Origin of the sequence: Sandarakinorhabdus cyanobacteriorum, assembly GCF_002251755.1 — a bacterium.
Taxonomy (GTDB): Bacteria; Pseudomonadota; Alphaproteobacteria; order Sphingomonadales; family Sphingomonadaceae; genus Sandarakinorhabdus; species Sandarakinorhabdus cyanobacteriorum.
Genome location: NZ_NOXT01000121.1, coordinates 110,397 through 134,340, shown reverse-complemented (window position 1 = coordinate 134,340; position 23,944 = coordinate 110,397). Strand labels below are relative to the sequence as shown.

Genomic DNA, 23,944 nt, shown 5'->3' with positions numbered 1-23,944 from the left:
CCTAGACAGGCGGCAGCGCCCAATTGATCGGTGGCTGGCCCTGTTGTTCGAGCCATTGGTTGGTGCGGCTGAAGTGGCGGCAGCCGAAGAAGCCATTATGAGCCGACAAGGGCGAGGGGTGCGGCGCCTTCAGGACCAGGTGGTGGCCGGCATCGACGAAGCCGGCCTTTTTCTGGGCATGGCTGCCCCACAGCAGGAAGGCGCAAGGCTGCTCGCGGGCGGCGACCAGGCGGATGACGGCATCGGTGAAGCGTTCCCAGCCGCGGCCCTGGTGGCTGGCTGCGAGGCCCTGCTCCACGGTCAGGCTGGAATTGAGCAGCAGCACGCCTTGGCGGGCCCAATGTTCCAGAAAGCCATGGGCAGCAGGCACGATGCCGAGATCGGCCTGCAGTTCCTTGTAGATGTTGACGAGGCTGGGCGGCACGCGCACGCCGGGAAGGACGGAGAAGGCGAGGCCATGGGCCTGGCCGGGGCCGTGATAGGGATCCTGGCCCAGGATGACGACGCGCACATCATCCAGCGGGGTGAGATCCAGCGCGCGGAACCATGAGCTGCCCTTGGGGAAAATCTGTTTGCCGGCCTGTTTTTCGGCCAGCAGAAACGCCTTCAGGGCGGCCATGTAGGGAGCGGCGAACTCGCCGGCCAGGGGTGTGCGCCAGCTGTCGTGCAACTTGATTTCGGCCATGGTTCAGGCGCGGCTGCTGCCCAGGCCCATGCGGACCAGCAGATTGTCGCGATCCAGCACCAGATGTTTCAACAGGCCGATGATGTGCAGGGCGAGCAGCGCCAGCATCACCCAGCCCAGGGTTTCGTGCAGTTCGTGGGCGGCATCGGCGATGGACTTGTCCACCCCGAACTTGGGCACGTCGAGCGCGCCGAAGAAGCTGAGCGGCCTTGTGTTGCGATCGGCCATCACCCAGCCGGAGACGGGAATGGCCAGCATGAGGAGATAGAAGGCTCCATGGGCCGCCTTGGCCAGCAGCCGTTCGCCGCCGGTGAAATAATGCGGGAAGGCGGGCGGCGGGTTGGCCACGCGCCAGCCGATGCGCAGGAGGGTGAGGGCGATGATGGTGAGGCCGAAGCTTTTGTGCAGGCCCATCACCAGCGCGCGCTGGCCGCCTTCGGTGGGCACGAAATCATGCAGGAAGCCGCCGGCCAGATTGCCGATGATCATCACGGCCATCAACCAGTGCAGGATGATGGCACCCTTGCTGTAACGGCTCACAACGTCTCCCCCTCTTGACCCGGGCGGACGTTAGGCGGGAACCGGCCGCGTGTCGATAAGCGCTTCCACCACCGTGGGATCGGCCAGCGTGCTGGTGTCCCCCAGGCTGGCGGTGTCGTTTTCGGCGATTTTCCTCAGGATACGGCGCATGATCTTGCCGCTGCGGGTTTTTGGCAGGCCGGGCGCGAAGTGGATGGCATCGGGGGTGGCGATGGGGCCGATCTCGCGCCGCACCCAGGCGATGAGCTCGCGGCGCAGGGCTTCGCTGGCCTCCTCGCCGGCGTTGAGGATGACATAGGCATAAATGCCCTGGCCCTTCAGATCATGGGCGACGCCCACCACCGCGGCTTCGGCGACCAGCGGATGGGCGACAAGGGCGGATTCCACCTCGGCCGAGCCCATGCGGTGGCCGGAGACATTGATCACATCATCGACCCGGCCCGTGATCCAGTGATAGCCATCCTCATCGCGCCGGCAGCCATCACCGGTGAAATAGAGGCCGGGGAAGGTGGAGAAATAGGCATCGAAGAAGCGGGCGGGCTCGCCCCAGATGCCGCGCATCTGGCCGGGCCAGGAGCGGGCGAGGCAGAGATTGCCTTGCGCGGCACCATCGAGGATGCGCCCTTCGCCATCGACCAGCACCGGTTCGACGCCGAACATGGGCAGGCTGGCCGATCCGGGTTTCAGCGCGGTGGCACCCGGCAGCGGCGTGATCAGCGCACCGCCGTTTTCGGTTTGCCACCAGGTGTCAACGATGGGGCAGCGCCGGCCGCCGACAAAACGGTGATACCAGTCCCAGGCTTCGGGGTTGATCGGTTCGCCGACGCTGCCGAGCAGGCGCAGCGAGGACAGATCATGGGCCTTCACCCAATCCTCGCCCTCGCGCATCAGGGCGCGGATGGCGGTGGGGGCGGAGTAGAGGGTGGCGACGCGCCATTTTTCGACAATCTGCCAGAAGCGGCCATGATCGGGGTGGCTGGGCACGCCTTCGAACATCAGGCTGGTGGCGCCGTTGGCAAGCGGGCCATAGACGCCATAGCTGTGGCCGGTGACCCAGCCGATATCGGCGGTGCACCAATAGACCTCGCCGGGGCGGTGATCGAAGACATAATGATGGGTCATCGCCGCCCACACCAGATAGCCGCCGGATGTGTGCAGCACGCCCTTGGGCTTGCCGGTGGAGCCGCTGGTGTAGAGGATGAACAGCGGGCTTTCGGCCTCCATCACCTCTGGCGGGCAGGTGGCGGCGACACGCGGCAGCAGTTCATCCAGATAGAGATCGCGCCCGGCCTGCATGGCAACCGCGCCGCCGGTGCGGCGCACCACCAGCACATGGGCAACATCGGGACAATGCTCGAGCGCCTGATCGACATTGGCTTTCAAGGGCACATGCTTGCCGGCGCGCAGGCCTTCATCGGCGGTGATGACGATCTTCGCGCCGCAATCCTGGATGCGGCCGGCCAGCGCTTCGGGCGAGAAGCCGCCGAACACCACGGCATGGATGGCGCCGATGCGCGCGCAGGCCAGCATGGCGGCAGCGGCTTCGGGGATCATCGGCAGATAGAGGATGACCCGGTCACCGGGGCGCACGCCTTGCGCCTTCAGCACATTGGCGATGCGGCAGGTGAGGGCGTGGAGATCGGCATAGCTGAGCACCCGGCTGTCGCCAGGGTCATCGCCTTCCCAGATGATCGCCGGCTGGTTGGCGCGGGTGGCCAGATGGCGATCGAGGCAATTGGCCGCCACGTTGAGCTGGCCATCGGCGAACCAGCTGATGCCAAAGCCATCGGCATTGAAATTGCTGGCATCCGCCACGCTGGGCGGGCGGATCCAGTCGATGATGCCGGCCTCCCGCGCCCAGAAGGCTTGCGGATCGGCCAGGCTTTGCGCGTGCAGCCGGGCATAGGCGGCGGCATCGACATGGGCGGTGGCGGCCCACTGGGCGGGCACGGGGACAATGGTTTCGGCCATGGCGATGCTCCGTTGGTGGGCCCGGCCTCGGCGGCCGGGCCCAAGGGTTCAGAAGAACAGGATGGCGCCGGCGGCCACCGTGTCGGAACTGGCGCGGTTGCCGCCGTGGGCGGTGCTGCGCGTGTGGGTATATTCGCCGACCAGCGTGACCCAGCTGGTCAGGCCATAGCGCAGCTGGCCAACCTAGCTGCTGTTGCGCTTGAGCAGGGTGGGGTTGACCTCCCCGCGGGTGAGATCGAGCCGGCTTTCGCCATAGGAGGCGCCCAGCGTGACCTTGCCCACCGTGTAGGTGTCCTGCAGGTAGAAGCCATCGGAGCCGCGCGCCTTGCCGGCGGCATCGGTGGACAGGATGAACAGGCCGGTCGTGCCGAGGCCCTTGCCGGTGTAATAATAGCCGAGCAGCGAGGCGCCGCCGGCGGTGAGCTTGGTGCCGAAATCAAGACCGCGCCCGGTGTAGCCCAGCCCGCCGACCGGGTTGTGATCCTGGGTGATGCCCGACAGCCAGGCGTGGACGCCGACCCCGCCAAGCGTTCCATCCCAGGACAGGCGGGCCTGGAAGCCCGGCGTGTCGTTGACTTCGTTGAGGCCGACGGTGACCAGCGGCATGAAGGCGCCGGCCGCCAGCTGGAAGCCGCCGAATTTCGGTGTGGTGTAGGTGATCTGCGGCTGGAAATCGGTGTAGATATAGCCAACCCCGATGCGGCCCAGCGAGGTGTTGGACGGGGCGGCATTGCCGGCGGCCGTGCCGACCGACAGCAGGGTGATGTCGTTCAATATGGCATCCTGGCCGAACAGGCCGATGGCACGGCCGATCTTCACCTCGCCGAAATTGGCCTTGCCGAAGGTGAGATAGGTTTCGCGGGCATCGATGCCGCTGGTGGCCAGCGCCTGCGGGGTGCCGCCGCTGTTGGCGCCGCCGACATGGGAAACGCTGTTGATGCCGGGATAGAGGCCGAAGTGGGCGCCGACATCCCAGCCGCCCTGGGTGGTGGTGACATCGACCTTGAGGAAGCCCGGCAGCAGGCCATTGCGCACCGCCGAGGTGCTGCCGCCCACAGTGGCGAGGCCGCCGACCACCGTGCTGGCGGGGCCGGTGCGGTTGCCGCTGTCGTGGCTGTAGAAGCCGTTGATCGAGCCGGAGAAGGTGAGGGTGACATCGCCCAGTTCCAGGCCGACACCGGATTTGGACATGGTGACGACGCGCTTTCCCGACAACGCTTCGGCCGCGGCGGTTTGCGGCGCGGGCGCGGCGGCGGGCAGGGCGGCGGCGGGTGCCGGCTGCGCCTGTTTCAGCTTGGCCAGCGCGGCATATTCCTCGTCGGACAGGATGCCCTTTTCCTTGAGGCGCAGCAGCAGCTGATCGGTGGCGTCGAGCGGTGATGCAGCCTGGGCAGCGGCGGGTGCGGCGGCCAGCAGGGCCAGCGCGCCAGCGGCGCCAAGCGCCAATGCGGTCTTCATGGTGTCTCTCCCCCCTTTGGGCACCGCCCCATGCTGGGCGGCTGGAGCATCAGGGTGGGGGAAGCCGGCGGTGGCCTGTATTGAACTATGGGGGGGCAAATCGGCGGCAGGGTATAATGCCGGTGGCCTATTTCCCCACGGCCACCCCCCAGGGCGCGCGGGCGAGGGGGATGGTGGCGACCACCCTGGCCGCCGCGATGTCGATCACCGACAGCGTGTCTGAAAGGCCGTTGGCGGCATAGGCGCGGGTGCCATCAGCCGAAATGGCGAGGTGCCAGACGCGTTGGCCGACCGGGACCAGGGCAGTGACCTTTTGTGTTGCCACATCGATGATGGCGACATGATTGGCGCGGCCCAGCGCCACCAGCGCCTGTTTGCCATCGGGCGTGAAGCGCACGCCGACCGGCAGGATTTTTTCGGCCGGCACGCCGGGCACGCTGAAGCTGATCTGCGCGGTTTGCCTGCGGGTGGCGACATCGATGATGTGGAGCGTGCCGCCGATTTCGGCGGTGGCCCACAATTGCCGGCCATCAGCGGTGAACTCGGCGTGGCGCGGGCGGATGCCGACCTCGGTTTCATCTTTCAGGCTGGCGCTGGCGATATCGATCCAGTGCAGCTTGTTGTCGGTTTCGGAAGTGGCGACCACCCATTTGCCGTCGGGCGAGGTGGCCATGCCTTCCGGTTCGACGCCCACCACGGTCTGGAAGGCGACACGGCGGCCGGCGATATCGATGGCGGTGACCTGCGCATCGCGTTCGTTGCTGGCAAACAGCGTCTTGCCATCGACCGACAGGGCAAACATTTCCGGATCCTCGCCCGATGACAGATCGGCGATGACCTGGCCGGTGGCGACATCCACCACCTGCACGGCATTTTCATCGCTGGCGCAGATGTAGAGATGCCGGCCATCGCGCGACAGGATGATGCCGCGCGGCCGCTTGCCCACCGGCCAGCTCGCCTTCACCGCCAGCGTGGCGCCATCGATGACGCTGATCAGATTGGCGCGTTCGTTGGAGACATAGACGGTTTCTGCGAGAGCCGTTGCCGGTGCCGCACCGGCCAGCAGCGCCGCGATCAGGGCCAGAGGTTTCATGCGCATCAATCCCCAAGTTTGATGCGGAGCCTATCAGGCCGGCCCGGCCCGGCATGTAGGACCAAGGTGCAATGGGCGGGCACCCGGCATCGGCGGCATCATCATCGCCAGCAGAATCGCACCTGTGAAGGCGGGGCAACCCGCGGGAGGACGCATGATGAACCGATCAACTGCCCGATTGCTGGCCATGGCCGGGGCGGCCTTTGCCCTGGGGGTGGGTGGCCCTGCGGTGCTGGCGCCGTTGTCGGCCCATGGCGATGTGACGCCGCAGCCGGTGGACACCAGCAAGCTGCCCGACATTGGCGCGGCCTGGCTGAAGGCCAATCCCTATCGCGGCAATGCCGATGCCATCAAGATCGGCCAATCCGCCTATGGCCAGAACTGCGCCCGCTGCCATGGGCTGGATGCCATTTCGGGCGGGATCGCGCCCGATCTGCGCTATCTCGACAAGGATGATGCCGGCGATGAATGGTTCATCCAGCGGTTCCAGCATGGCTCGGCCCGTGACGGCAAGGTTTATATGCCGCCGATGGGCGAGGCGCTGGGCCAGAAGGCCGGCTGGGCCATCCGCTCCTGGCTTGACACCAAATATGACGGGTGATGGCTGCTCCCGGCGGGCGCTGCTTGCCGGGCTGGCGGGGGTGGTGCTGGCGCCAGCGGCGCGGGCCCGGCCAGTGGACAGACTGGCGGCGGCTGGCACGCTGTCGATCGCGGTCTATCGCGATTTCGAACCCTGGAGCTGGCGCGATGCCACTGGCACGCTGAAGGGCATTGATGTCGATCTGGGCACGGCGCTGGCCACAGCGCTGGGGTTGAAGGCGCAGTTCACCGATTTCCTGGCCGATGAAAGCGTGGAGGATGACCTCAGGAACATGGTGTGGCGCGGGCCGTTGATCGGCGGCAGCGCGGCGGATGTGATGATGCATGTGCCCACCGACCGGCGCTTCCAGTTGCAGGTCGATCGCTGCGTGATCGGCGCGGCCTATGCCCGCGAACGCTTTGCCATCGCCTGTGGCCCCGGCGCCGATTGCGAGGTGCCGCCGCCGCAATGGGCTGGCAAGCGGCTGGCGGCCGAGCTCGATTCCATTCCCGACATCTGGCTTTCGGGCAGTTTTGGCGGCGTGCTGAGCGGGCAGGTGAGCCATCACATGTCGGGCGCGGCCGCCATGGCCGCCCTGATCGACGGCCAGGCCGATGTGGCGATGGCCAGCAAAGCCCAGGTGGAGCATGCGCTGGCCAACAATGCCGCGCCGCACGTCAAGCGGCGGGTGGGGCCGATCCCGGCGCTGCCCAGCCCCGGCTGGGACGTGGGGCTGGCGGTGAAGGATGACAGCCGCGACCTGGCCGACGCGCTGGAGGCGATCATCGAGCGCTTTGCCGGCGATGGCACGCTTGACCGGATATTTGCGCCCTATGGCGTCAGCCGGATGCCGCCGCTGGGCAATGGCTGAGGGTATGAGGGCCGACGGCCCGCGCCTTGGCCCAAGGTGCAATGGCCGGGATTTCGCAGCGGCCTAGCATCCAGGCATCGGCCGCAACGCCCGGCCGGCAGCGACAGGGGAGAAGCAGCAATGAAGATCAGTCACATGTTGGCGGCCAGTGCCGCCCTGGCCATCGCCGCCGCCGCGCCGGCCTTTGCACAGGCCGGGCCAACGGATGCCCAGATCATGAACGACGAGGCCAGCCCGGGTGACGTGCTCACCTATGGCATGGGCCATCGCGGCCAGCGCTTCTCCGCGCTCGACAAGATCAATGCCGGCAATGTGAAGGGCCTGGTGCCGGCCTTTGCCGCCAGCCTGGGCGGCGAGAAGCAGCGCGGCCAGGAAAGCCAACCGATCGTGTATGACGGCGTCATCTATGTGACGGGGAGCTACAGCCGGCTGTTTGCCTTTGATGCCCGCACCGGGGCGGAGCTGTGGCAATATGATGCCCGTCTGCCCGATGGCATCATGCCGTGCTGCGACGTGGTCAACCGCGGCGCCGCCATCCATGGTGACAAGATCATCTTTGGCACGCTGGATGCGCATCTGGTGGCGCTGAACCGCAAGACCGGCAAGGTGATCTGGAACAAGACGCTGGCCGATTATGCCGCCGGTTACAGCTTCACCGCCGCGCCGATGATCGTGAACGGCAAGGTGATTTATGGCAATTCCGGCGGCGAGTTCGGCATTGTCGGCAAGGTGGAGGCGCGCGACGTCGAAACCGGCGAACTGCTGTGGAGCCGGCCCACGATCGAAGGCCACATGGGCAGCCTGAAGGGGGCCGACAACGGCGTCACCGGCAAGACCAACGCCAGCTGGCAGGGCGATCAGTGGAAGAACGGCGGCGGTGCCACCTGGCTGGGCGGCACCTATGATCCCGATACCAACCTGATCTTCATGGGCACCGGCAACCCCAGCCCCTGGAACAGCCACCTGCGCCCCGGCGACAATCTCTACACCTCGTCCACGCTGGCCATCGATCCCGACACGGGCGTGATCAAGTGGCATTACCAGACGACCCCGCACGACGGCTGGGATTTCGACGGGGTGAACGAGTTCATCAGCTTTGACGCCAGTATCGGCGGCAAGCCGATGAAGCTGGGCGCCAAGGCCGATCGCAACGGCTTCTTCTTCGTGCTCGACCGCACCAATGGCAAGTTCGTCTCGGCAACGCCCTTCGTGTCGAAGGTGACCTGGGCGACCGGTTACGACAAGAAGGGCCGGCCGATCTATGTGCCGGAAAACCGGCCCGGTGCGCCCAACACCGATGGCAGCAAGGGCACCAGCGTGTTTGCCGCGCCGAGTTTCCTGGGTGGCAAGAACTGGATGCCGATGAGTTACAGCCAGCAGACCCAGATGTTCTATGTGCCGTCGAACGAATGGGGCATGGACATCTGGAACGAGCCCATCGCCTACAAGAAGGGCGCGGCCTATCTGGGTGCCGGCTTCACCATCAAGCCGCTTTATCCCGATCATATCGGCGTGCTGCGCGCCATTGATCCGACCACCGGCAAGATCGCCTGGGAATACAAGAACAAGGCGCCGCTGTGGGGCGGGGTGCTGTCGACCGGTGGCAACCTGGTGTTCACCGGCACGCCGGAAGGCTTCCTGAAGGCCTTTGATGCCAAGACGGGCGCGGAGCTGTGGAAGTTCAACACCGGTTCCGGCGTGGTGGGCACGCCCGTCACCTGGGAACAGGATGGCGAGCAATATGTCGCCGTGATGTCGGGCTGGGGCGGCGCGGTGCCGCTGTGGGGCGGCGAAGTGGCCAAATCGGTGCAGAACATCAACCAGGGCGGTGCGCTCTGGGTGTTCAAGCTGCCGAAATGACGCCCGACGGGCCATTCGAACCGGGGGCGCAGGTGGAGCATCCGCCTGCGCCCTATGGGCATGTCCCTATGGCCGGGCGGGCGGCTTCGGGGTTAGTCTTCCATGTGGGGGAGGCGACGCCTGTGGAACGTGTGCTGATTGTGGATGATCACCCGCTGGTGCGCGATGGCCTGCGCACGGTGATCGCGGTGGCCTTTGACCAGACCGAGCTGTTCGAGGCGGCCAGCATCGGCGAGGCGATGGCGATCATCGATCGCGAGGGCGATTTCGATCTGGTGATGCTGGATCTGAACATGCCCGATGCGCAAGGCTTTGGCGGGCTGGCGGCCTTGCGGGAGCGTTACCCGGCCTTGCCCATCGTGATTGTTTCCGGCGCGGTGGAGGCCGGCCTGGTGCAGGGCGCCATTGCCAATGGAGCGGCCGGCTTCATCCCCAAGAGCCTGAAACGCAGCGCCATCGTGGCGGCGGTGCAGCAGGTGCTCGATGGCAATCTTTATGTGCCCGACGAATTTGCCGCCCCCGACGATGCCGAGTGCGAGGAGATCCGCCGCCGCATCGACAGCCTGACCCCGCAGCAGCGCGTGGTGCTGGGCCTGGTGGTGGCCGGCAAGCTGAACAAGCAGATCGCCTGGGAACTGGATGTGTCGATGACGACCGTGAAGGCGCATGTGTCGGCCATTCTGGCCAAGATGAATTGTTACAGCCGCACCCAGGCGGTGATCATGGCGGGCAAGGTGCATTTCACCCCGCCGGAACGGGGGCCGGCCTGAGACCTGTCCTCCCCTTCCGGGGAGGCGCCAGCATGGCGGCGGCGGCTCGGCAACGGTGCCGTCATCATGGCAACCTGGCCCGGACCCGCCCCCTCCGTCGCCTTCGGCGCCACCTCCCCCAGCGGGGGAGGATGTGCGGCCCGGTGGGTTCAGGCCAGCATCCGCCCCATCAGGGCGCGCAGCTGGGCGGGTTTCACCGGCTTGTTGAGGATGGTGAGGCCGGCGGCCGACAGGCTGTCTTTCAGTTCGGGGGTGCGATCGGCGGTGAGGATGGCGGCCGGGATGGCGCGGCCGCAGGCGTGGCGCACGCGTTCCACCACGGCATCGCCGGTGTCGCCATCGGCCAGGTGATAATCGGCCAGCAGCAGATCGACCGGGCGGCGGCTGGCAGCGGCGAGCGCCTTGGCGCTGTCGGGCGCGGTCAGCACCTGGCAGCCCCAGCCTTCCAGCACCGCCTGCATGCCGGCCAGGATCGCCGGTTCATTGTCGATCACCAGCACCGTGGCGCGGCCGACGCCGGCACCGGTGCGGGCCTGCTGGCCGTTGGCCGTGGCGCTGGCGGGTGCGGCCGCCGGCACGGTGACCGAGAAGCTGGCGCCTTCGCCGGGGGCGGAGACAAGGCCGATGGGCAGATCGAGCATGCGCGCCGCGCGCTGGACGATGGCAAGGCCCAGGCCCATGCCGCGTTCGACGCTGTCATTCTCGCCGCGCTGGCCCAGCCGGCGGAATTCTTCAAAGATCAGCGCCTGATCGTCGGGCGCGATGCCGGGGCCGGTGTCGGTCACGCTGATGACGATCCCGGCCGGGGTGGAGCGGGCGGCCATCGTAACGCGGCCGGCCGCTGTGTAGCGCACGGCGTTGGACAGGAAATTCTGCAGGATGCGGCGCAACAGGCGCGGATCGCTGTGCACCCACAGGCCGCTGGGCTCGACGGTCAGATCAAGCCCGCGCCGCTGCGCCACGGCGGCGAATTCGGCGGTGAGGGCGCCGAACAGATCGGCCAGCGGCATCGGCCGCGGATCCGGCTGGATGGCGCCGGCATCGAGGCGGGAGATTTCCAGCAGCGCTTCCAGCAGGCTTTCGATCGAATCGAGCGCGGAGGCGGCCTGGCCGACAAGCAGGCGGTTGCCATCGGCCATGCGCCGGCCGGCCAGAGCCGACACGAACAGGCGGGCGGCGTTCAGCGGCTGCAGCAGATCATGGCTGGCGGCGGCCAGGAAGCGGGTTTTCGAACTGTTGGCGGCGATTGCCTGGTTGCGGGCGCGTTCCAGCTCGGCGGTGCGCTGCGCCACCAGCGCTTCCAGATCGGATTTGCGCTGGGCCATGGCGGCCACCGCGGCACGCGCCTGGGTCACATCCTCCAGCCGCAGCACCAGCCCGCCCGATGGCATCGGCTGGCGGTGCACCTCGATGCAGCGGCCATCGGCCAGCGTGGCGCTCTTGGTGTCGCTGCTGTCGCCGTCCAGCCAGTCGAGACAGCCCTGTTCGGCCACCGCGGGCAGGGCGGTGCGGCACCAGGCCAGCATGGCGGCATGGCTGCCGATGCGATCGGGCGCCGCCAGCCGGCCGTTGCCCAGTTGCAGCATGGCGAGCAGCGGACCGTTCCAGGCCATCAGCTTGCGCTGGGCATCAAACAGGCAGACGCCGTGCGGCATGGCATCCAGGGTTGCCTGCAGCACGGCGGCGCGGGTGGCCTGTTCGCGGGCGCGGTCACGGGCTTCGGCGGTCTTCAGATCGGTGATGTCGGTATAGACGCCGACAATGCCGCCATCATCGGTGCGATGTTCGTTGACCTGGATCCAGCGGCCATCGGCCAGCGCGATGGCCTGGCCGCCATCGGCAACATGGTGGCGGGCGATGCGGTCCCGCGCCCAGGCATCGGGCGCGGCCAGCGCGCCAAGCGGCACCCGGCGCGCCGCCAGGGTTTCGGCGATGTTGGCAAAGGGCACGCCGGGCTTGATGATGTCCGCCGCCTCCGGCCACAGGCTGACATAGGTCTGGTTGGCGAGCACCAGCCGGTCTTCGGCGTCGAAGATGGCAAAGCCTTCGTTGATGCTTTCGATCGCATCCGACAGGCGCTGGCGCGCGGTGTCGGCCTCGTCCCGCGCCAGCGCCAGGGCGGCGTGGCTGGCGGCCAGATCGGCCAGCGCGCTTTCCAGCTCGGCGGTGCGGTCGCGCACCCGGCCTTCCAGCGCGATGGCGGTTTCAAACAGCGAGAAGGCGTTGCCGTGCAGATCGGTCGCCCGCTCCACCCGGTTGATCAGGGCGGCGTTGATGCGGGTGAGCTTTTCGATCTGGCTTTCCAGCTCGGCGATGCGTTCGGCCTGCGGGGTGGTGCCGGTCCAGGTTGGGGGGGTCATGGGAGGTTACGCGCAACCGATGGCAAGGCCGGAAAAGGTCTGGTTCATGTGCAGGGTGCGCAATTGTTCGCCATAGGTGTTGAAGCCGACGACACCGCGCGCGGCATAGAGGCGCGACACCCGGTCGGCGATCTGACGCTGGCGGATTTCCAGGCTGTTGAGCACGCAATCAAAGCCGAGCACCCGGTCAATCTGGCCGACCTTCAGCTCCAGCTCGTCAAACAGGCTTTCAAGGTTGGCGACAATGTCGCCGGTTTCGCCGAGCGTGAGCACCACGCCTTCATCGATTGCACCATAGAAGGTGAGGCTGCCGTCGGGATTGGCCGAGCGGATGGAGCGGGCATAATGTTCGCCGCCGATCTTCACCACCGGCGGATGGCTGGCAAACAGCGCCGGCGTGAGATCGGCAGCGCGGGCGCCGATCAGCCGGGCATATTCCGCCGCCGCCGGCTCGGCATTGATTTCATGCACGATGCGGTTGGCCGGATCGGCGCGGGTGATGACCATGCGGGCCGGGCCGGGCAGGAAATGCTGGGCGCGGAACACGTGCAGCGGCCGGCGCGAGGACAGGAGCGCCACCACCGCCGCATCGGCGCGAAAATGGCTTTGGTGGAACACCGAGGTTTCGCGGAAATCCATGTCGTCGCCGGACGAGCCGCCCACCAGCGGCACCGCGCCCAGCGCGTTCTGGATGGTGAGGGTGAGCAGTTCTTCCTGCGCCGACAGGCCATCGATCAGGAAGATGCCGGCATGGTGGCCAACCCCCCAGCGCTGGCGGGCGCGGGCTTCGGCATCCGCCGTCATCCGGCGCACCTGGTTGTGGACCTGGGCGGAATTGATGCCGGTGATGCCATCGAGGCACAGGGCATCCAGCTGGAAATCGGCGGTCGGGAAGCCGATGGCGGTCAGGCTGCCTTCGGCCATGCCGGCCGGCGTGAGCTCGCCCGAGGAGGTGCAGCCGATGACGACATGGCCATCGGCGCGGCGGCTGAGCGCCTGGCCGAGGGCATCGGTGGGATAGCGGGCCGAGCAGAACAGGATGACACCCGCCAGATCGGGCAGATCCATGGCCGACATGACGTCGCGGACCGCCATTTCCGGATCGTCGTGGGTGCTGTGGGCGACCCGCACCGCATTGGGGCTCATGTCTGGCATGTGGGGCATGATGTCACACCCTTCAGGCTTGGCTACTAGGGGAGTTTGCGTAGTCCCGGAACGGAAGCGGCGGGTGCAGCCGTGGTGACTGCACCCGCCGATGTGCCTGCCCGCCCCAGGCTTGACGCTGCTGGGGATGGGAGTGGGGCGGGCAGGCCCCGGCCCGGGCCGCTCAGAAGAAACCGAGCGCCTTGGCCGAGTAGCTGACCAGCAGATTCTTGGTCTGCTGATAATGATCCAGCATCATCTTGTGGGTTTCGCGGCCGATGCCCGATTGCTTGTAGCCGCCGAAGGCCGCGTGGGCGGGATAGAGGTGGTAGCAGTTGGTCCACACCCGGCCGGCCTGGATGCCGCGGCCCATGCGATAGGCGAGCGTGCCGTTGCGCGTCCACACCCCGGCGCCCAGGCCGAAATTGGTGTCGTTGGCGATGCGCAGGGCATCCTCGGCATCCTTGAAGGTGGTGACGGAAACGACCGGGCCGAAGATTTCTTCCTGGAACACCCGCATGTCGTTGGTGCCGGCAAGGATGGTGGGCTGGAGATAATAGCCGTCGGACAGATCGGCGCCGACATTGGCGCGGCCACCGCCGGCCAGCACGCGGGCGCCTTCCTGCTTGCCGATCTCGATATAGGAGAGGATCTTCTTCAGCTGTTCGTCACTGGCCTGGGCGCCGACCATGGTTTCCATGTCGAGCGGGCTGCCCAGCTTCATGCGGCCAACGCGGGCGACAGCCTTTTCCATGAAGCGGTCGTACATCGATTCCTGCACCAGCACGCGGCTGGGGCAGGTGCAGACCTCGCCCTGGTTCAAGGCGAACATCGAGAAGCCTTCCAGCGCCTTGTCGAGGAAGTCATCATCTTCGGTCAGCACATCGGCGAAGAAGATGTTGGGGCTCTTGCCGCCCAGTTCCAGCGTGACCGGGATGAGGTTTTCGGTGGCATAGGACATGATGAGGCGGCCGGTGCCGGTTTCGCCGGTGAAGGCGATCTTGGCGATGCGCTTCGATGTGGCAAGCGACTTGCCGGCTTCGAGGCCGAAGCCGTTGACGACGTTGAGCACGCCCGGCGGCAGCAGATCGCCGATCACATCCATCAGCACCATGATCGACATCGGCGTCTGTTCCGCCGGCTTCAGCACGATGCAGTTGCCGGCGGCGAGCGCCGGGGCGACCTTCCAGGCGGCCATCAGCAGCGGGAAGTTCCACGGGATGATCTGGCCGACGACGCCCAGCGGCTCGTGGAAATGATAGGCGATGGTGTCGTGATCAATCTCGGCGATCGATCCTTCCTGGGCGCGCAGGCAGCCGGCGAAATAGCGGAAATGATCGATGGCGAGCGGCAGATCGGCCGCCGTGGTTTCGCGGATCGGCTTGCCATTGTCGATGGTTTCCACCAGCGCCAGCAGGGCCAGCTTCTCTTCCATGCGATCGGCAATCTTCAGCAGCATGTTGGAGCGTTCGGTGGGGCTGGTGCGGCCCCAGGCGTCCTTGGCCTTGTGGGCGGCGTCCAGCGCCAGTTCGATGTCGGCGGCCTGGCTGCGGGCGATCTCGCAGACCTTCTGGCCGGTGACTGGCGACAGATTGTCGAAATAGCGGCCTTCGACCGGGGCGACCCACTGGCCGCCGATGAAATTGTCATAGCGTGTGCGGATGGCCACCTGGCCCCGCAGCTGTTCAAGCGCCTGTTGCAGCATGATCGCCTCCCAAGGCCCGGCAGCTGCGGTTGATTCCGACTCCGGGCATGGACGAAAGTGTCGCGCAGGCGCCGAACCCTCGCCATTCTACCAAGGTGCAATGGTCTTTCCGAAGGGGGCGGCGCTGTTATGCTGCGCACAAATATTGTGGGGAGAGACCGAATGAAACATGCGATCCTGCTGGCGGCCGCCCTGATGGCGGCACCCGCGCTGGCCAAGGAGCATCAGGTGAAGATGCTGAACCAGGGCAAGGACGGGGCGATGGTGTTCGAACCGGCGGTCGTGAAGGCGATGCCGGGTGACACGGTGAAATTCCTGGCCACCAACCCCGGCCACAATGCCCAGACCATTCCCGGCATGCTGCCCGATGGCGAGGCCGAGCAGAAGGGCGCCATGGGCAAGGAGTTCGTGCTGACGGTGAAGAGCCCCGGCCTCTATGGCATCAAGTGCCTGCCGCATTATTCGATGGGCATGGTGGCGGTGGTGCAGGTGGGCAAGGGGCCATCAGCCAATCTGGCCGCGGCGCAAGGGGTGAAGCTGCCGCCCTTGGCCAAGAAGCGCATGGATGCCTATCTGGCGCAGGTGAAGTGAGGGGGATGGCAATGGCCAAACTGGTGGTGACCTATCCGGCGGACCCGGGTGCGACCTTTGACCGGGATTATTATGTGAAGGTGCATCTGCCCCTGTGCCAGCAGCATTTCGGCCCGGCCGGCATGACCGGCGGCGAGGCGCTGTTTCCGCTGGCCGATGATTCGCCCTTCCTGTGCCTGGGTATTCTGAGCTTCACCGATCCGGCGGCGATCGGGGCGGCGATGGCGGTGCCCGGCGTGGGCGAGGTGTTTGCCGATATCGCCAATTTCACCAGCGTGCAGCCGACGGCGACCGCGATGGCCTGAGATCAGGCGGGCGGCTGGACGACAGGCAGGAGGGCGGCCCGGGCGGGCCGCCCTTTCTGCTTGCGCACGCCGCGATCAGAAGCTGACCCGTGCGCCCAGCCAGACGGTGCGCGGCAGGGCGCGTTCGATGACGCCGGTGCCTGACAGGGCGGCCTGCACTTCGGCATCGAACAGATTTTCCACCCGGCCTTCGATGCTGAGGCCCTTGATGACCGGCACCAGCAGCAGCGCATCGACCATGGTGGCGGCGCCAAGGCTACGGCTGTTCTGATCATCCTCGAACTGGCTGGCGATGTGGCGCAGCGTGGCCGAGGCGGTGAACCGCTTGCCGGCATAATCGATGGTGCCGGAAAACTGGTCGCGCGGGGTTTGTGCTGGCGCGAGGTCGTTGAGTGCGGCGGCCGCGCCGCTGCTGCGGATGCTGGGATCGACATGGCTCCAGCTGGCGGAGAGGCCGAACTGGCCAAGCCTGGCGCGGCCGTCGATTTCCCAGCCCCACACCTCCAGCGCGTCGAGATTCTGGCGCTGGCGATAGAAGCCCCCGGCCGCGACAAAGCCGACGCCGGGGAAATTGCCCGGCCCGCTGCCCAGGGTGACGTTGGCGATGCTGTCGTCCATGCGGTTCCAGAAGCCGGTGATGCCAATCTCGATACCGGCTGCCGGCTTGAGGGTGAGGCCGGCATCAACGCCGGTGACGCGTTCGGGCTTCAGCAGGGCATTGGCGGCGGTGGCATCGGGGCCGACGCGGAACGGGCGATACAGCTCGTTGAGGGTGGGCAGGCGCCAGCCACGATAGGCGGCGCTGCGCAGGGTGATCCAATCGGCTGCCTTGATGGCAACGCCGGCGCGGCCGGTGAATTCGCGGCCCGACCGGTCGGCAAAGCGCAGCGTGGTGAAGGGGGCGGCGGTGGCGATGGTGGTTTCCAGAAGGCGGCCATCGCGGATCTGCCACCAGTCGATTCGGGCCGACAGGCTGGCAGTGACCAGCCCCGCTTCGATGCTGGCATCGGCGAACAGGCCGCTGTTGCCGGTTTCGCCGCCGGCCTCGCGCTGGCGGGTGGGGGCGGCATTGACATAGGTGAACAGCTCGTTGGTGGCGCCCTTCAACTGGCGCGTGTCGGCGCCCACCCGCAGCGTGATGCCATCGCCCACTGGTGGTGCCAGCTCCAGCCGGCCGCCCCAGCCGGTGGCCGGGGTGTTGAACTGGGCCAGCGTTTGGGTGGCGGCGGTGCGGGTGGCGTTCACGCTGGCAAAATCGGAGGTGAAGTTGCGATTTTGCACATAGGCCAGCGCCTGCCAGCCCCATTTGCCCCGGCCGACGAGACGCAGGGCGGCATCCACCCCTTCGGAGGTGTTGCGCGAAAAGGCGGTGCCGCGTTCACGGCTGTCGGTGAAGGCGGTGGCCGTCACCTGCGCTTCGGTGTCGGGCGCGATCTGCACCACGGCGCGGATATTGGCGCTGGCCTGTTCATAGGGGGCGGCGCGATCGGCGGGCCCGCGGCTGCGCGCCACGATCGGGATGAAGCCATCGCCGCGGCCATAGGCGCCCGAGAGGACGGCAAAGCCGCCATCCCGCTTCAAGGCCAGCGAGGCTTGGGCATCGAGACTTTCCCGGCTGCCATAGGCGATGTTGCCGACGAAGGGCGTGAGGGTGGCCGGGCCGGCGCTTTCCAGTTCGATGGTGCCGGCGAGCGCGCCGGGGCCCCAATAGCCGGAGCCGCCGCCACGGGTGACGCGGATGCGGTCCAGCCGGCCGGTGGCATAGGCCGGGAAGGCCACCCAGCCGCCGAACGGATCGGCCTGCGGCACGCCATCGAGCATCAGGAGCGCCCGCGACGAGGCATTGCCGCCAAGGCCGCGCAGGGTGATGCCCTGGCTGGTGGCGTTGGCGGACCGGCTGTCGGACCGGCGGAACTGCTGCTGGCCGGCGATATCGGCCAGCACGGATTCCAGCCGGTTGGAGCCGGTGGAGAGGATGCGGTCACGCCCGATCACCACCAGGCTGAGCGCCGCGTCGCCGGGCAGATCCTTCAGCCCCTTGCCGGTGACGATGATCATCGCGTCTTCGGTTTCGGCCGCGATGGCGGGGGCGGCCGTGGCAAGCAGGGCGGCAAACAGGGCAAGGCTACGCATCATTTTTCCTTGTTAACAAACGGGATGACCGGCGCAAGCGGCCGGCCCGAAGCAGCCCAGCCATCGCGGCCGGCGCCATACCAGGCGACGTTGAGGCCGGCGCGGTGCAGGCGCAAGGCGGCGTTCCAGCTCATCCAGCAATCGGCGAGGCAGAAGACGATCACTGGCCGGCCAGCCGCCAGCGCCGGCACCAGGCCGAGGAAATGGGCGATGATGACCGGGTTGCCCGGCGCGCGGCCGGCTTCGGGAAACCACAGCGCGTGCGGGATGGAGTGGGCCGGGGCCAGCAGGGTCCAGCGGCCGGTGGCAGGATCGCGGCGGCCAGCCTCTACCGGGGAGACATCGATGAGCAGGGCGTGGGGCGCCAGCCGGGCGACAGCGGCGGCATCGAGGGCGGCCACGCCTTCGGGCGGGCCGGGCACCGGACTGCGCGGCCGGTCGATGCGATAGAGCGTGATGGGATCATGCAAGGGTGAGGCGCGCCAATCGGCTGGCCCGCCTGTCACTGGCCCTGGTGCCAGCAGCAGCGGTGCCGCCAGTGCGATCATGGCATGGCCATTTGCCATGGCAGCCACCCTCCCCCCATCTTGTTCCTTGGTCTGATGGTAGCAAGTTGCGGCCACGCGTAACTTGTCCCTTGGTATGAGGCGGCAAACAGCCTTGCTGGGGATGATCCTGCTGGCGGCACCGGTGGTGGCAGCGCCCGAAGGGGCGCGGCCCGATGATCCGCTGCAATCGCCGTTTCTGCCCACCGTGCTGCAGCTGGTGCTGCCGGAAGGCGCGCGCGTGCGCTTTGATGATCGGGTGAAGGTGCAATTCCCGGCCATCGCCGAAAACCAGCGCCAATTTCCGGTGCAGGTGGATGCGCGCGCCGTGCCGGGGGTGAAGCGCATCATCATCTTTGCCGATCTGAACCCCATCCAGAAGGCGGTGGAGTTCACGCCCCATGATGCCGAAGCCTTCATCGCGATCCGGATCAAGCTGGACCAGCGCACGCCGGTGCGCGCCGCCGTGGAGGTGGCCGATGGCAGCTGGCTGGTGGCCGGCGGCTGGATCGATGCGGCCGGTGGCGGCTGTTCGGCGCCGCCGGTGAGCCGGGTGAAGGGCGATTGGGCGCAGAGCCTGATGCAGCTGCGCGGGCGGCTGTGGAGCACGCCGGGGCAGCGCGTGGCGCGGCTGGCGCTGGCGGTGCGCCACCCGATGGACACCGGCTTTGTCGACAATGTGCCCAGTTACTGGCTGGAATCACTGCAACTGCGCGCTGATGGCCGGCTGCTGGCCGATCTGGCGCTCAACGCGTCGGTGGCGGAAGACCCGGCCATCATGCTGATGCCGCACCTGATGGAAGGCGAAAGCGTGACGGTGCGCGGGCGGGACAGCGGCGGCGTTGAACTGGCCGGGCGCGTTGCCGGCCAAAGCGCCATTCCGGCCGGCGCGCCATGATCGCCCGCCGGCACCTGCTGGGCGCGTTGGCCGGGATGCCGCTGATCGCCGCCGCGCCCCATTATCGGCTGGCGGCTCAACCGGTGGCGGCGGGCATCTGGGTGGTGCGCGGCGCCGATGCGCCGATTGCCATGGCCAATGGCGGCGCGATTGCCAACATCAGCATCATTGCCACCGATGCCGGCGCCGTGCTGATCGATGCCGGGGCCTCGCACCGCCACGGGCTTGCGCTGGCGGCGCTGGCCCGGCGGCTGACCGGCAAGCCGGTGGCGCGGGTCTATCTCACCCATCTCCATCCCGATCACAGTTTCGGCGCCTCGGCCTTTCCGGCCGGCCTGGTGGCGGCGACCCCGGCGGTGGCGGCGCAGGTGACGGGCGATGCGGCGGGCTTTTCCACGGGCCTTTATCGCCTGCTGGGCGACTGGATGCGCGGCACCGAGTTGCCGGCCCCGGCCCTGGTGGCCGAAGCCGGCCCGGTGCTGATCGGCGGGCGGCGGCTGCGGCTGCTCACCCTGTCGGGCCACAGCGCCTCCGATCTCGCCGTGCTGGATGAGGCGACCGGCACCTTGATCGCCGGCGATCTGGTGTTCCACAACCGTGCGCCGGCGACCCCGCATGCCGATCTGCCGGCCTGGCGCCGCGCGCTCGACCAGCTGGCCGGGCTGGGCCAGCAGCGGCTGGTGCCCGGCCATGGCCCGGTGGACCCGACGCCCGGCACCGCCATCGCCCAGACCCGCGCCTGGATCGACTGGCTGGAGCCGGCGTTGAAAGCCGCGATGGATGCCGGGTTGACCATGGTGGAGGCTGGCGACCTGCCGATCCCGCCGCGCTTTGCCGGGCTGGCGGTGGCGCGGCTGGAGTTGCAGCGCAGCGTGTCGCATTTCTGGCCGGCGCTGGAGGCGGCGCGGCTGCCGCGGGTTGGGGGATGATCATCCTGCCCCCTGGGGCGGCAAGGATGTGCGCGTGTGCGCCCCCTCCGCCCTGCGGGCACCTCCCCCAGAGGGGGAGGATTTTCTATCCCGGGAAGGATTTTCTGTCCCGAGCGGGGGAGGATGTTTTCGTTAGAACCGCACGCGCGTGGCCAGTCGCCATTGCCGGGGCGCACCGGGGCCGAGGAAGCTGCCGCCCTGCGCCGCATCGGGGCCGGCCTGCAGCGGGTTGAAGCGGCCGGCTGGATCGAAGACGGTGGCCCCCAGTTGGGCGGCGGTGGCAAAGCGGGCATCCAGCACATTGTCCACCTGCACGATCAGGCTGAGCCATGAGAGCGGCTTCACCTCCGCCCCCAGGTTGAGCACGGCCCAGCCCTTCGTCTTGCCGGCGCCGGGATAGAGGCCGCCATCGGGCTGGTGGGCGTTGTTTTCGTTGCCGCGCGCAAACACGCCGCTGGCCGCCTGGACATCGGCGCTGAGCAGCAGCCACGGCCGCGCCTGCCAATCGGCGCTGGCCTTGAACAGGTGGCGCGGCAGCAGCGGGATGCGGTTGCCCGGCACGATGCGGATATTGCCTTCGCCGCCCGGGCCTTCGTCGTTCGTGCTGTTGCCGGCACCGCCCACGGTTTCGGCGCTGCGATAGGTGGCATCGAGCAAAGTATAGCTGGCCGAGAGGTTGAGGCGCTTCAGCGCGGCGCCGGCGACCAGTTCCAGCCCCTGCCGCCGGGTGCGGCCGAAGTTGCGGAAATAGCCGAAGCCGGTGCGCGGGGAGGCGACGAACAAGATGTCGTCCAGCGCGGTGGTGCGGAACAGCCCGGCGCGCAGGAAGATCGATGTGGCCGGCTCCAGGCGCACGCCGGCTTCAATGGTGCGGGCGATCACCTGGTGCAGCGGCGGATCGCCGGCCAGCGCATTGGGCAGGCGGCAGGGGCTTTCCGGATCGGCGCAGCCCAGTTCGATGGCCGAAGGCGCCCGGCTGGTTTGCGCCACGGCTGCATCGATGCTGATGGCGCGGGCGGCCTGCCAGCGCAGCGACAGCGCCGGGTTCAATCGGTGATAGTCATGATTGCCGGTCAGGCTGCCGGTGGCCGGGCCGGGGTTGATGCGATCCAGATTGCGGATCTGGGTGGCGTCGAGCCGGGCCGAGGCGTTGACGGTGAGGCTGGGTGTGGCAGTGAGTTCGGCCAGCAGATAGGCCGATTGGCTCCGGGTGCGGGCGGACAGGTCAACCCGCGCGTCCGTATCCTCGCCCGGGTCGAAATCCTGGGTGCCATCGGCGAACACGCCGGTGCCGATGACGCCGCGCGCTGGCGTGAGATGGCCAAACTCGCTGGATTGGCCAAAGCTGGCGCGGCTGGTGGTGAAGGCTAGGCCGGCAGTGAGGCGCGCGGCCTTCAGTTCCAGCGCCAACTCCAGCGTTCCACCCCATTCGAACTGGCGGCTGGCGCTGCGGTTCAAGAGGCCGTTGCAGGCCTCCTGCGGCTCCTCGTTGTCCGCTGCCTCCGCGATGCAGGCGGCCGAAGGAAAGGGTGTGTTCGCCGGGGTTTCGCCGGGTTCATACACGTCGTCGCTGCCCAGCACCTCGTCATTTGCATCGCCGTTCAGCGTGCGGCTCGTCAGCCGCCGCCAGAAGGCATTGGCCTTGAGGCTGAGCCGGTCAGCCAGGCGATGTTCGGCCGCCGCATTGAGCAGCAGGGTGCGGTTCCAGACCGTGTCGGGGTGGGTGTAGACGCTGGCGCGGCGGGCGTTGAGCAGCCGTTCTTCCTGCAGGCCATTGCCATTCAGGCGCGTGTCGGCCGCCAGCGCCGACAGGCTGATGCGGCTGTTTCCCTGTTGCCAGCCCGCCTTGGCGAGGCCGCTCCACGCCCGGCTGGGGGAATGATCGCGCCAGCCGGTTTCGGCGAAATGATTGCCGGCCACATACCAGTCGATGGCGCCGCTGTGGCCGCCGGCCTCGGCCTCCAGCGTGCGGCGTTCAAAGCGGCCATAGCCGGCCTCGGCCCGGAAACCCGGATCGCTGCGGCCATCCTTGGTGCGGATGACCAGCGCGCCGCCCAGCGCGTTGCGGCCAAACAGCGGGTTGGAGCCGGGCACCAGGTTCAGCGCGCGGATGGCGGCCTTGGGGATGAGATCCCAGCTGACGACATCGCCGAACGGCTGGTTCACGCGCACCCCATCCACCCACACCACCAGCCCCTGCGGCGTGCCGAGCAGCGGCGAGGCGGTGAAGCCGCGGAAGTTCACATCGGCCTGCAGCGGGTTGCCGGTGATGTCGTTCAGATACACGCCAGCGCCGCGCCGGCGCAGCCAGTCGCTGGCATCGATGGCGCGGGCGGCGGCGATATCCTCATCCGTGGCGCCCACGGCGGGCGCGGCCAGCACGGCTTCGCCGACATCATGGAGCGGGGTGGCCACCACCACCAGTTCGGGATCGGCCGGGCCGGCGCCATCGGCCAGGGCCGGGGCAGCCAGCAGCGCGGCGCAGCCGATCAGCCAGCGAAATCGCCGGTGGCGCATGATTCCATCCCCACATATCCCATTGTTGGGGAAAGGATATTCGGGCGCGTGCGGCAGCGCGATTATACTTTCGGCCGATCCCCGTCTTGGCATTACAATACAGCGCACCCATAATGGCAGCAGCACGCACGCGAAGGAGAATGGGAATGGCCAATCCGTGGCAGCACAGCCGGTCGGGCAGCATCGCCGACGATATTGATTTCGAGATCAAGGGCCAGGAACTGCAGTTCGTGGAGATCGAGCTGGATCCGGGCGAAAGCGCCGTGGCCGAGGCCGGTGCCATGGTGTGGAAGGATGCCGCCGTGGGGATGACCACGGTGTTCGGCGATGGTTCGGGCGATCAGGGCGGCGGCTTCATGGGCAAGCTGCTGGGCGCCGGCAAGCGGCTGGTGACGGGGGAAAGCCTGTTCACCACCGTGTTCACCCACAATGGCGGCGGCAAGGCGCGCGTGGCCTTTGCCAGCCCGACGCCGGGCGCGATCCTGCCGATCAAGCTGGACAGCGTGGGCGGCACGCTGATCTGCCAGAAGGATGCGTTTCTGGCTGCCGCGCGCGGGGTGAGCATCGGCGTCGAATTCCAACGCCGCATCATGACCGGGCTGTTCGGCGGCGAAGGCTTCATCATGCAGCGGCTGGATGGCGATGGCTGGGTGTTCGTGCAGATGGGCGGCACCGTGGTGGAGCGCACCCTTGCGCCGGGTGAGCAGCTGCACGTCGATACCGGCTGCCTGGCGGCCTATACCCCCAGTGTCGATTTCGATCTGGTCGGTGCCGGCGGGGTAAAATCCATGTTGTTCGGCGGCGAAGGCGCGTTTTTCGCGCGATTGACTGGGCCGGGCAAGGTGTGGATCCAGTCGCTGCCGTTCAGCCGGCTCGCCGGCCGCATGATGCAGGCGGCCATGGGCCGCGGCCAGAGCCGGGGCGAAGGCAGTATCCTGGGCGAACTGGGCGATTTCATCGGCAACAACCGCTGATGCCGGGCGGGGGCGG

General features: G+C 67.7%; 19 protein-coding genes and 1 pseudogene. 9 read left to right on the top strand and 11 right to left on the bottom strand.

The annotated features are described in order from the left end of the window. Position 1: 1 nt before the first annotated feature. From ung to CHU93_RS13535, 5 genes and pseudogenes are all read right to left on the bottom strand, one after another. Positions 2-685 (bottom strand): uracil-DNA glycosylase, encoded by a 684-nt coding sequence (gene ung / locus CHU93_RS13555; RefSeq protein ID WP_094474692.1) that lies wholly within the window; start codon positions 683-685, stop codon positions 2-4. Between the two features lie 3 nt (positions 686-688). Beyond that, positions 689-1,225, bottom strand: a complete 537-nt coding sequence (locus tag CHU93_RS13550) for a cytochrome b (RefSeq protein WP_094474691.1) — start codon at positions 1,223-1,225, stop codon at positions 689-691. Between the two features lie 30 nt (positions 1,226-1,255). Beyond that, a complete protein-coding gene (gene acs / locus CHU93_RS13545; RefSeq protein WP_094474690.1) occupies positions 1,256-3,196 on the bottom strand; it encodes an acetate--CoA ligase in 1,941 nt (646 codons plus the stop codon). Between the two features lie 48 nt (positions 3,197-3,244). Continuing rightward, positions 3,245-4,654, bottom strand: a pseudogene (locus CHU93_RS13540) (porin family protein). Positions 4,655-4,781: 127 nt separating this feature from the next. Beyond that, a complete protein-coding gene (locus CHU93_RS13535; protein WP_094474689.1) occupies positions 4,782-5,747 on the bottom strand; it encodes a PQQ-dependent catabolism-associated beta-propeller protein in 966 nt (321 codons plus the stop codon). A 187-nt stretch (positions 5,748-5,934) separates the two neighbouring features. Here CHU93_RS13535 and pedF point away from each other — a divergent pair, with 187 nt between their 5' ends. The 4 genes from pedF (at position 5,935) to CHU93_RS13515 (ending at position 9,828) form a co-directional block, all read left to right on the top strand. Then, on the top strand, positions 5,935-6,348 hold the full coding sequence (pedF, locus tag CHU93_RS13530) for a cytochrome c-550 PedF (protein ID WP_094474729.1): 414 nt from the start codon (positions 5,935-5,937) through the stop codon (positions 6,346-6,348). Beyond that, on the top strand, positions 6,338-7,198 hold the full coding sequence (locus CHU93_RS13525) for a substrate-binding periplasmic protein (RefSeq protein ID WP_094474688.1): 861 nt from the start codon (positions 6,338-6,340) through the stop codon (positions 7,196-7,198). The genes pedF and CHU93_RS13525 overlap by 11 nt, the downstream gene beginning before the upstream one ends. 120 nt (positions 7,199-7,318) lie before the next feature. Continuing rightward, entirely contained in the window at positions 7,319-9,058 is a 1,740-nt protein-coding gene (locus CHU93_RS13520; RefSeq protein WP_094474687.1) for a methanol/ethanol family PQQ-dependent dehydrogenase, read from the top strand. A 122-nt stretch (positions 9,059-9,180) separates the two neighbouring features. After that, on the top strand, positions 9,181-9,828 hold the full coding sequence (locus CHU93_RS13515) for a response regulator (RefSeq protein WP_094474686.1): 648 nt from the start codon (positions 9,181-9,183) through the stop codon (positions 9,826-9,828). A gap of 149 nt (positions 9,829-9,977) precedes the next feature. Here CHU93_RS13515 and CHU93_RS13510 read toward each other — a convergent pair whose 3' ends face one another. The 3 genes from CHU93_RS13510 to adh all read right to left on the bottom strand — a co-directional run bounded on the left by CHU93_RS13510 (position 9,978) and on the right by adh (position 15,036). Next, entirely contained in the window at positions 9,978-12,188 is a 2,211-nt protein-coding gene (locus CHU93_RS13510) for a hybrid sensor histidine kinase/response regulator (protein WP_094474685.1), read from the bottom strand. Positions 12,189-12,194: 6 nt separating this feature from the next. Continuing rightward, positions 12,195-13,352, bottom strand: a complete 1,158-nt coding sequence (locus CHU93_RS13505) for an FIST N-terminal domain-containing protein (protein WP_341476588.1) — start codon at positions 13,350-13,352, stop codon at positions 12,195-12,197. Positions 13,353-13,515: 163 nt separating this feature from the next. Next, positions 13,516-15,036, bottom strand: coding sequence for an aldehyde dehydrogenase (gene adh / locus CHU93_RS13500; RefSeq protein WP_094474683.1), 1,521 nt, complete (start codon positions 15,034-15,036; stop codon positions 13,516-13,518). 162 nt (positions 15,037-15,198) lie between these two features. On the opposite strand from adh, the gene CHU93_RS13495 reads away from it, so the two are divergent. Together CHU93_RS13495 and CHU93_RS13490 are read left to right on the top strand one after the other, a co-directional pair. Further along, positions 15,199-15,627: a pseudoazurin gene (locus CHU93_RS13495; RefSeq protein ID WP_094474682.1), complete on the top strand. Its 429-nt coding sequence runs from the start codon at positions 15,199-15,201 to the stop codon at positions 15,625-15,627. An 11-nt stretch (positions 15,628-15,638) separates the two neighbouring features. After that, positions 15,639-15,932 (top strand): EthD family reductase, encoded by a 294-nt coding sequence (locus CHU93_RS13490; protein ID WP_243375687.1) that lies wholly within the window; start codon positions 15,639-15,641, stop codon positions 15,930-15,932. A 75-nt stretch (positions 15,933-16,007) separates the two neighbouring features. On the opposite strand, the gene CHU93_RS13485 is transcribed toward CHU93_RS13490, so the two are convergent. Then, entirely contained in the window at positions 16,008-18,065 is a 2,058-nt protein-coding gene (locus CHU93_RS13485; protein ID WP_094474680.1) for a TonB-dependent receptor, read from the bottom strand. After that, entirely contained in the window at positions 18,065-18,631 is a 567-nt protein-coding gene (locus CHU93_RS13480; RefSeq protein ID WP_243375691.1) for a rhodanese-like domain-containing protein, read from the bottom strand. Before CHU93_RS13480 ends, CHU93_RS13485 begins: the two co-directional genes overlap by 1 nt. A 76-nt stretch (positions 18,632-18,707) precedes the next feature. Here CHU93_RS13480 and CHU93_RS13475 point away from each other — a divergent pair, with 76 nt between their 5' ends. Then, complete coding sequence (locus tag CHU93_RS13475; RefSeq protein ID WP_094474679.1) at positions 18,708-19,508, top strand: quinoprotein dehydrogenase-associated SoxYZ-like carrier; 801 nt, start codon at positions 18,708-18,710, stop codon at positions 19,506-19,508. Beyond that, positions 19,505-20,437, top strand: a complete 933-nt coding sequence (locus CHU93_RS13470; protein ID WP_094474678.1) for a quinoprotein relay system zinc metallohydrolase 1 — start codon at positions 19,505-19,507, stop codon at positions 20,435-20,437. Before CHU93_RS13475 ends, CHU93_RS13470 begins: the two co-directional genes overlap by 4 nt. 132 nt (positions 20,438-20,569) lie before the next feature. Here the strand turns inward: CHU93_RS13470 and CHU93_RS13465 are convergent, their stop codons facing one another. After that, complete coding sequence (locus CHU93_RS13465) at positions 20,570-22,954, bottom strand: TonB-dependent receptor (RefSeq protein ID WP_165768740.1); 2,385 nt, start codon at positions 22,952-22,954, stop codon at positions 20,570-20,572. 146 nt (positions 22,955-23,100) lie between these two features. On the opposite strand from CHU93_RS13465, the gene CHU93_RS13460 reads away from it, so the two are divergent. Next, a complete protein-coding gene (locus CHU93_RS13460) occupies positions 23,101-23,928 on the top strand; it encodes a TIGR00266 family protein (protein ID WP_165768739.1) in 828 nt (275 codons plus the stop codon). Positions 23,929-23,944 lie beyond the last annotated feature (16 nt).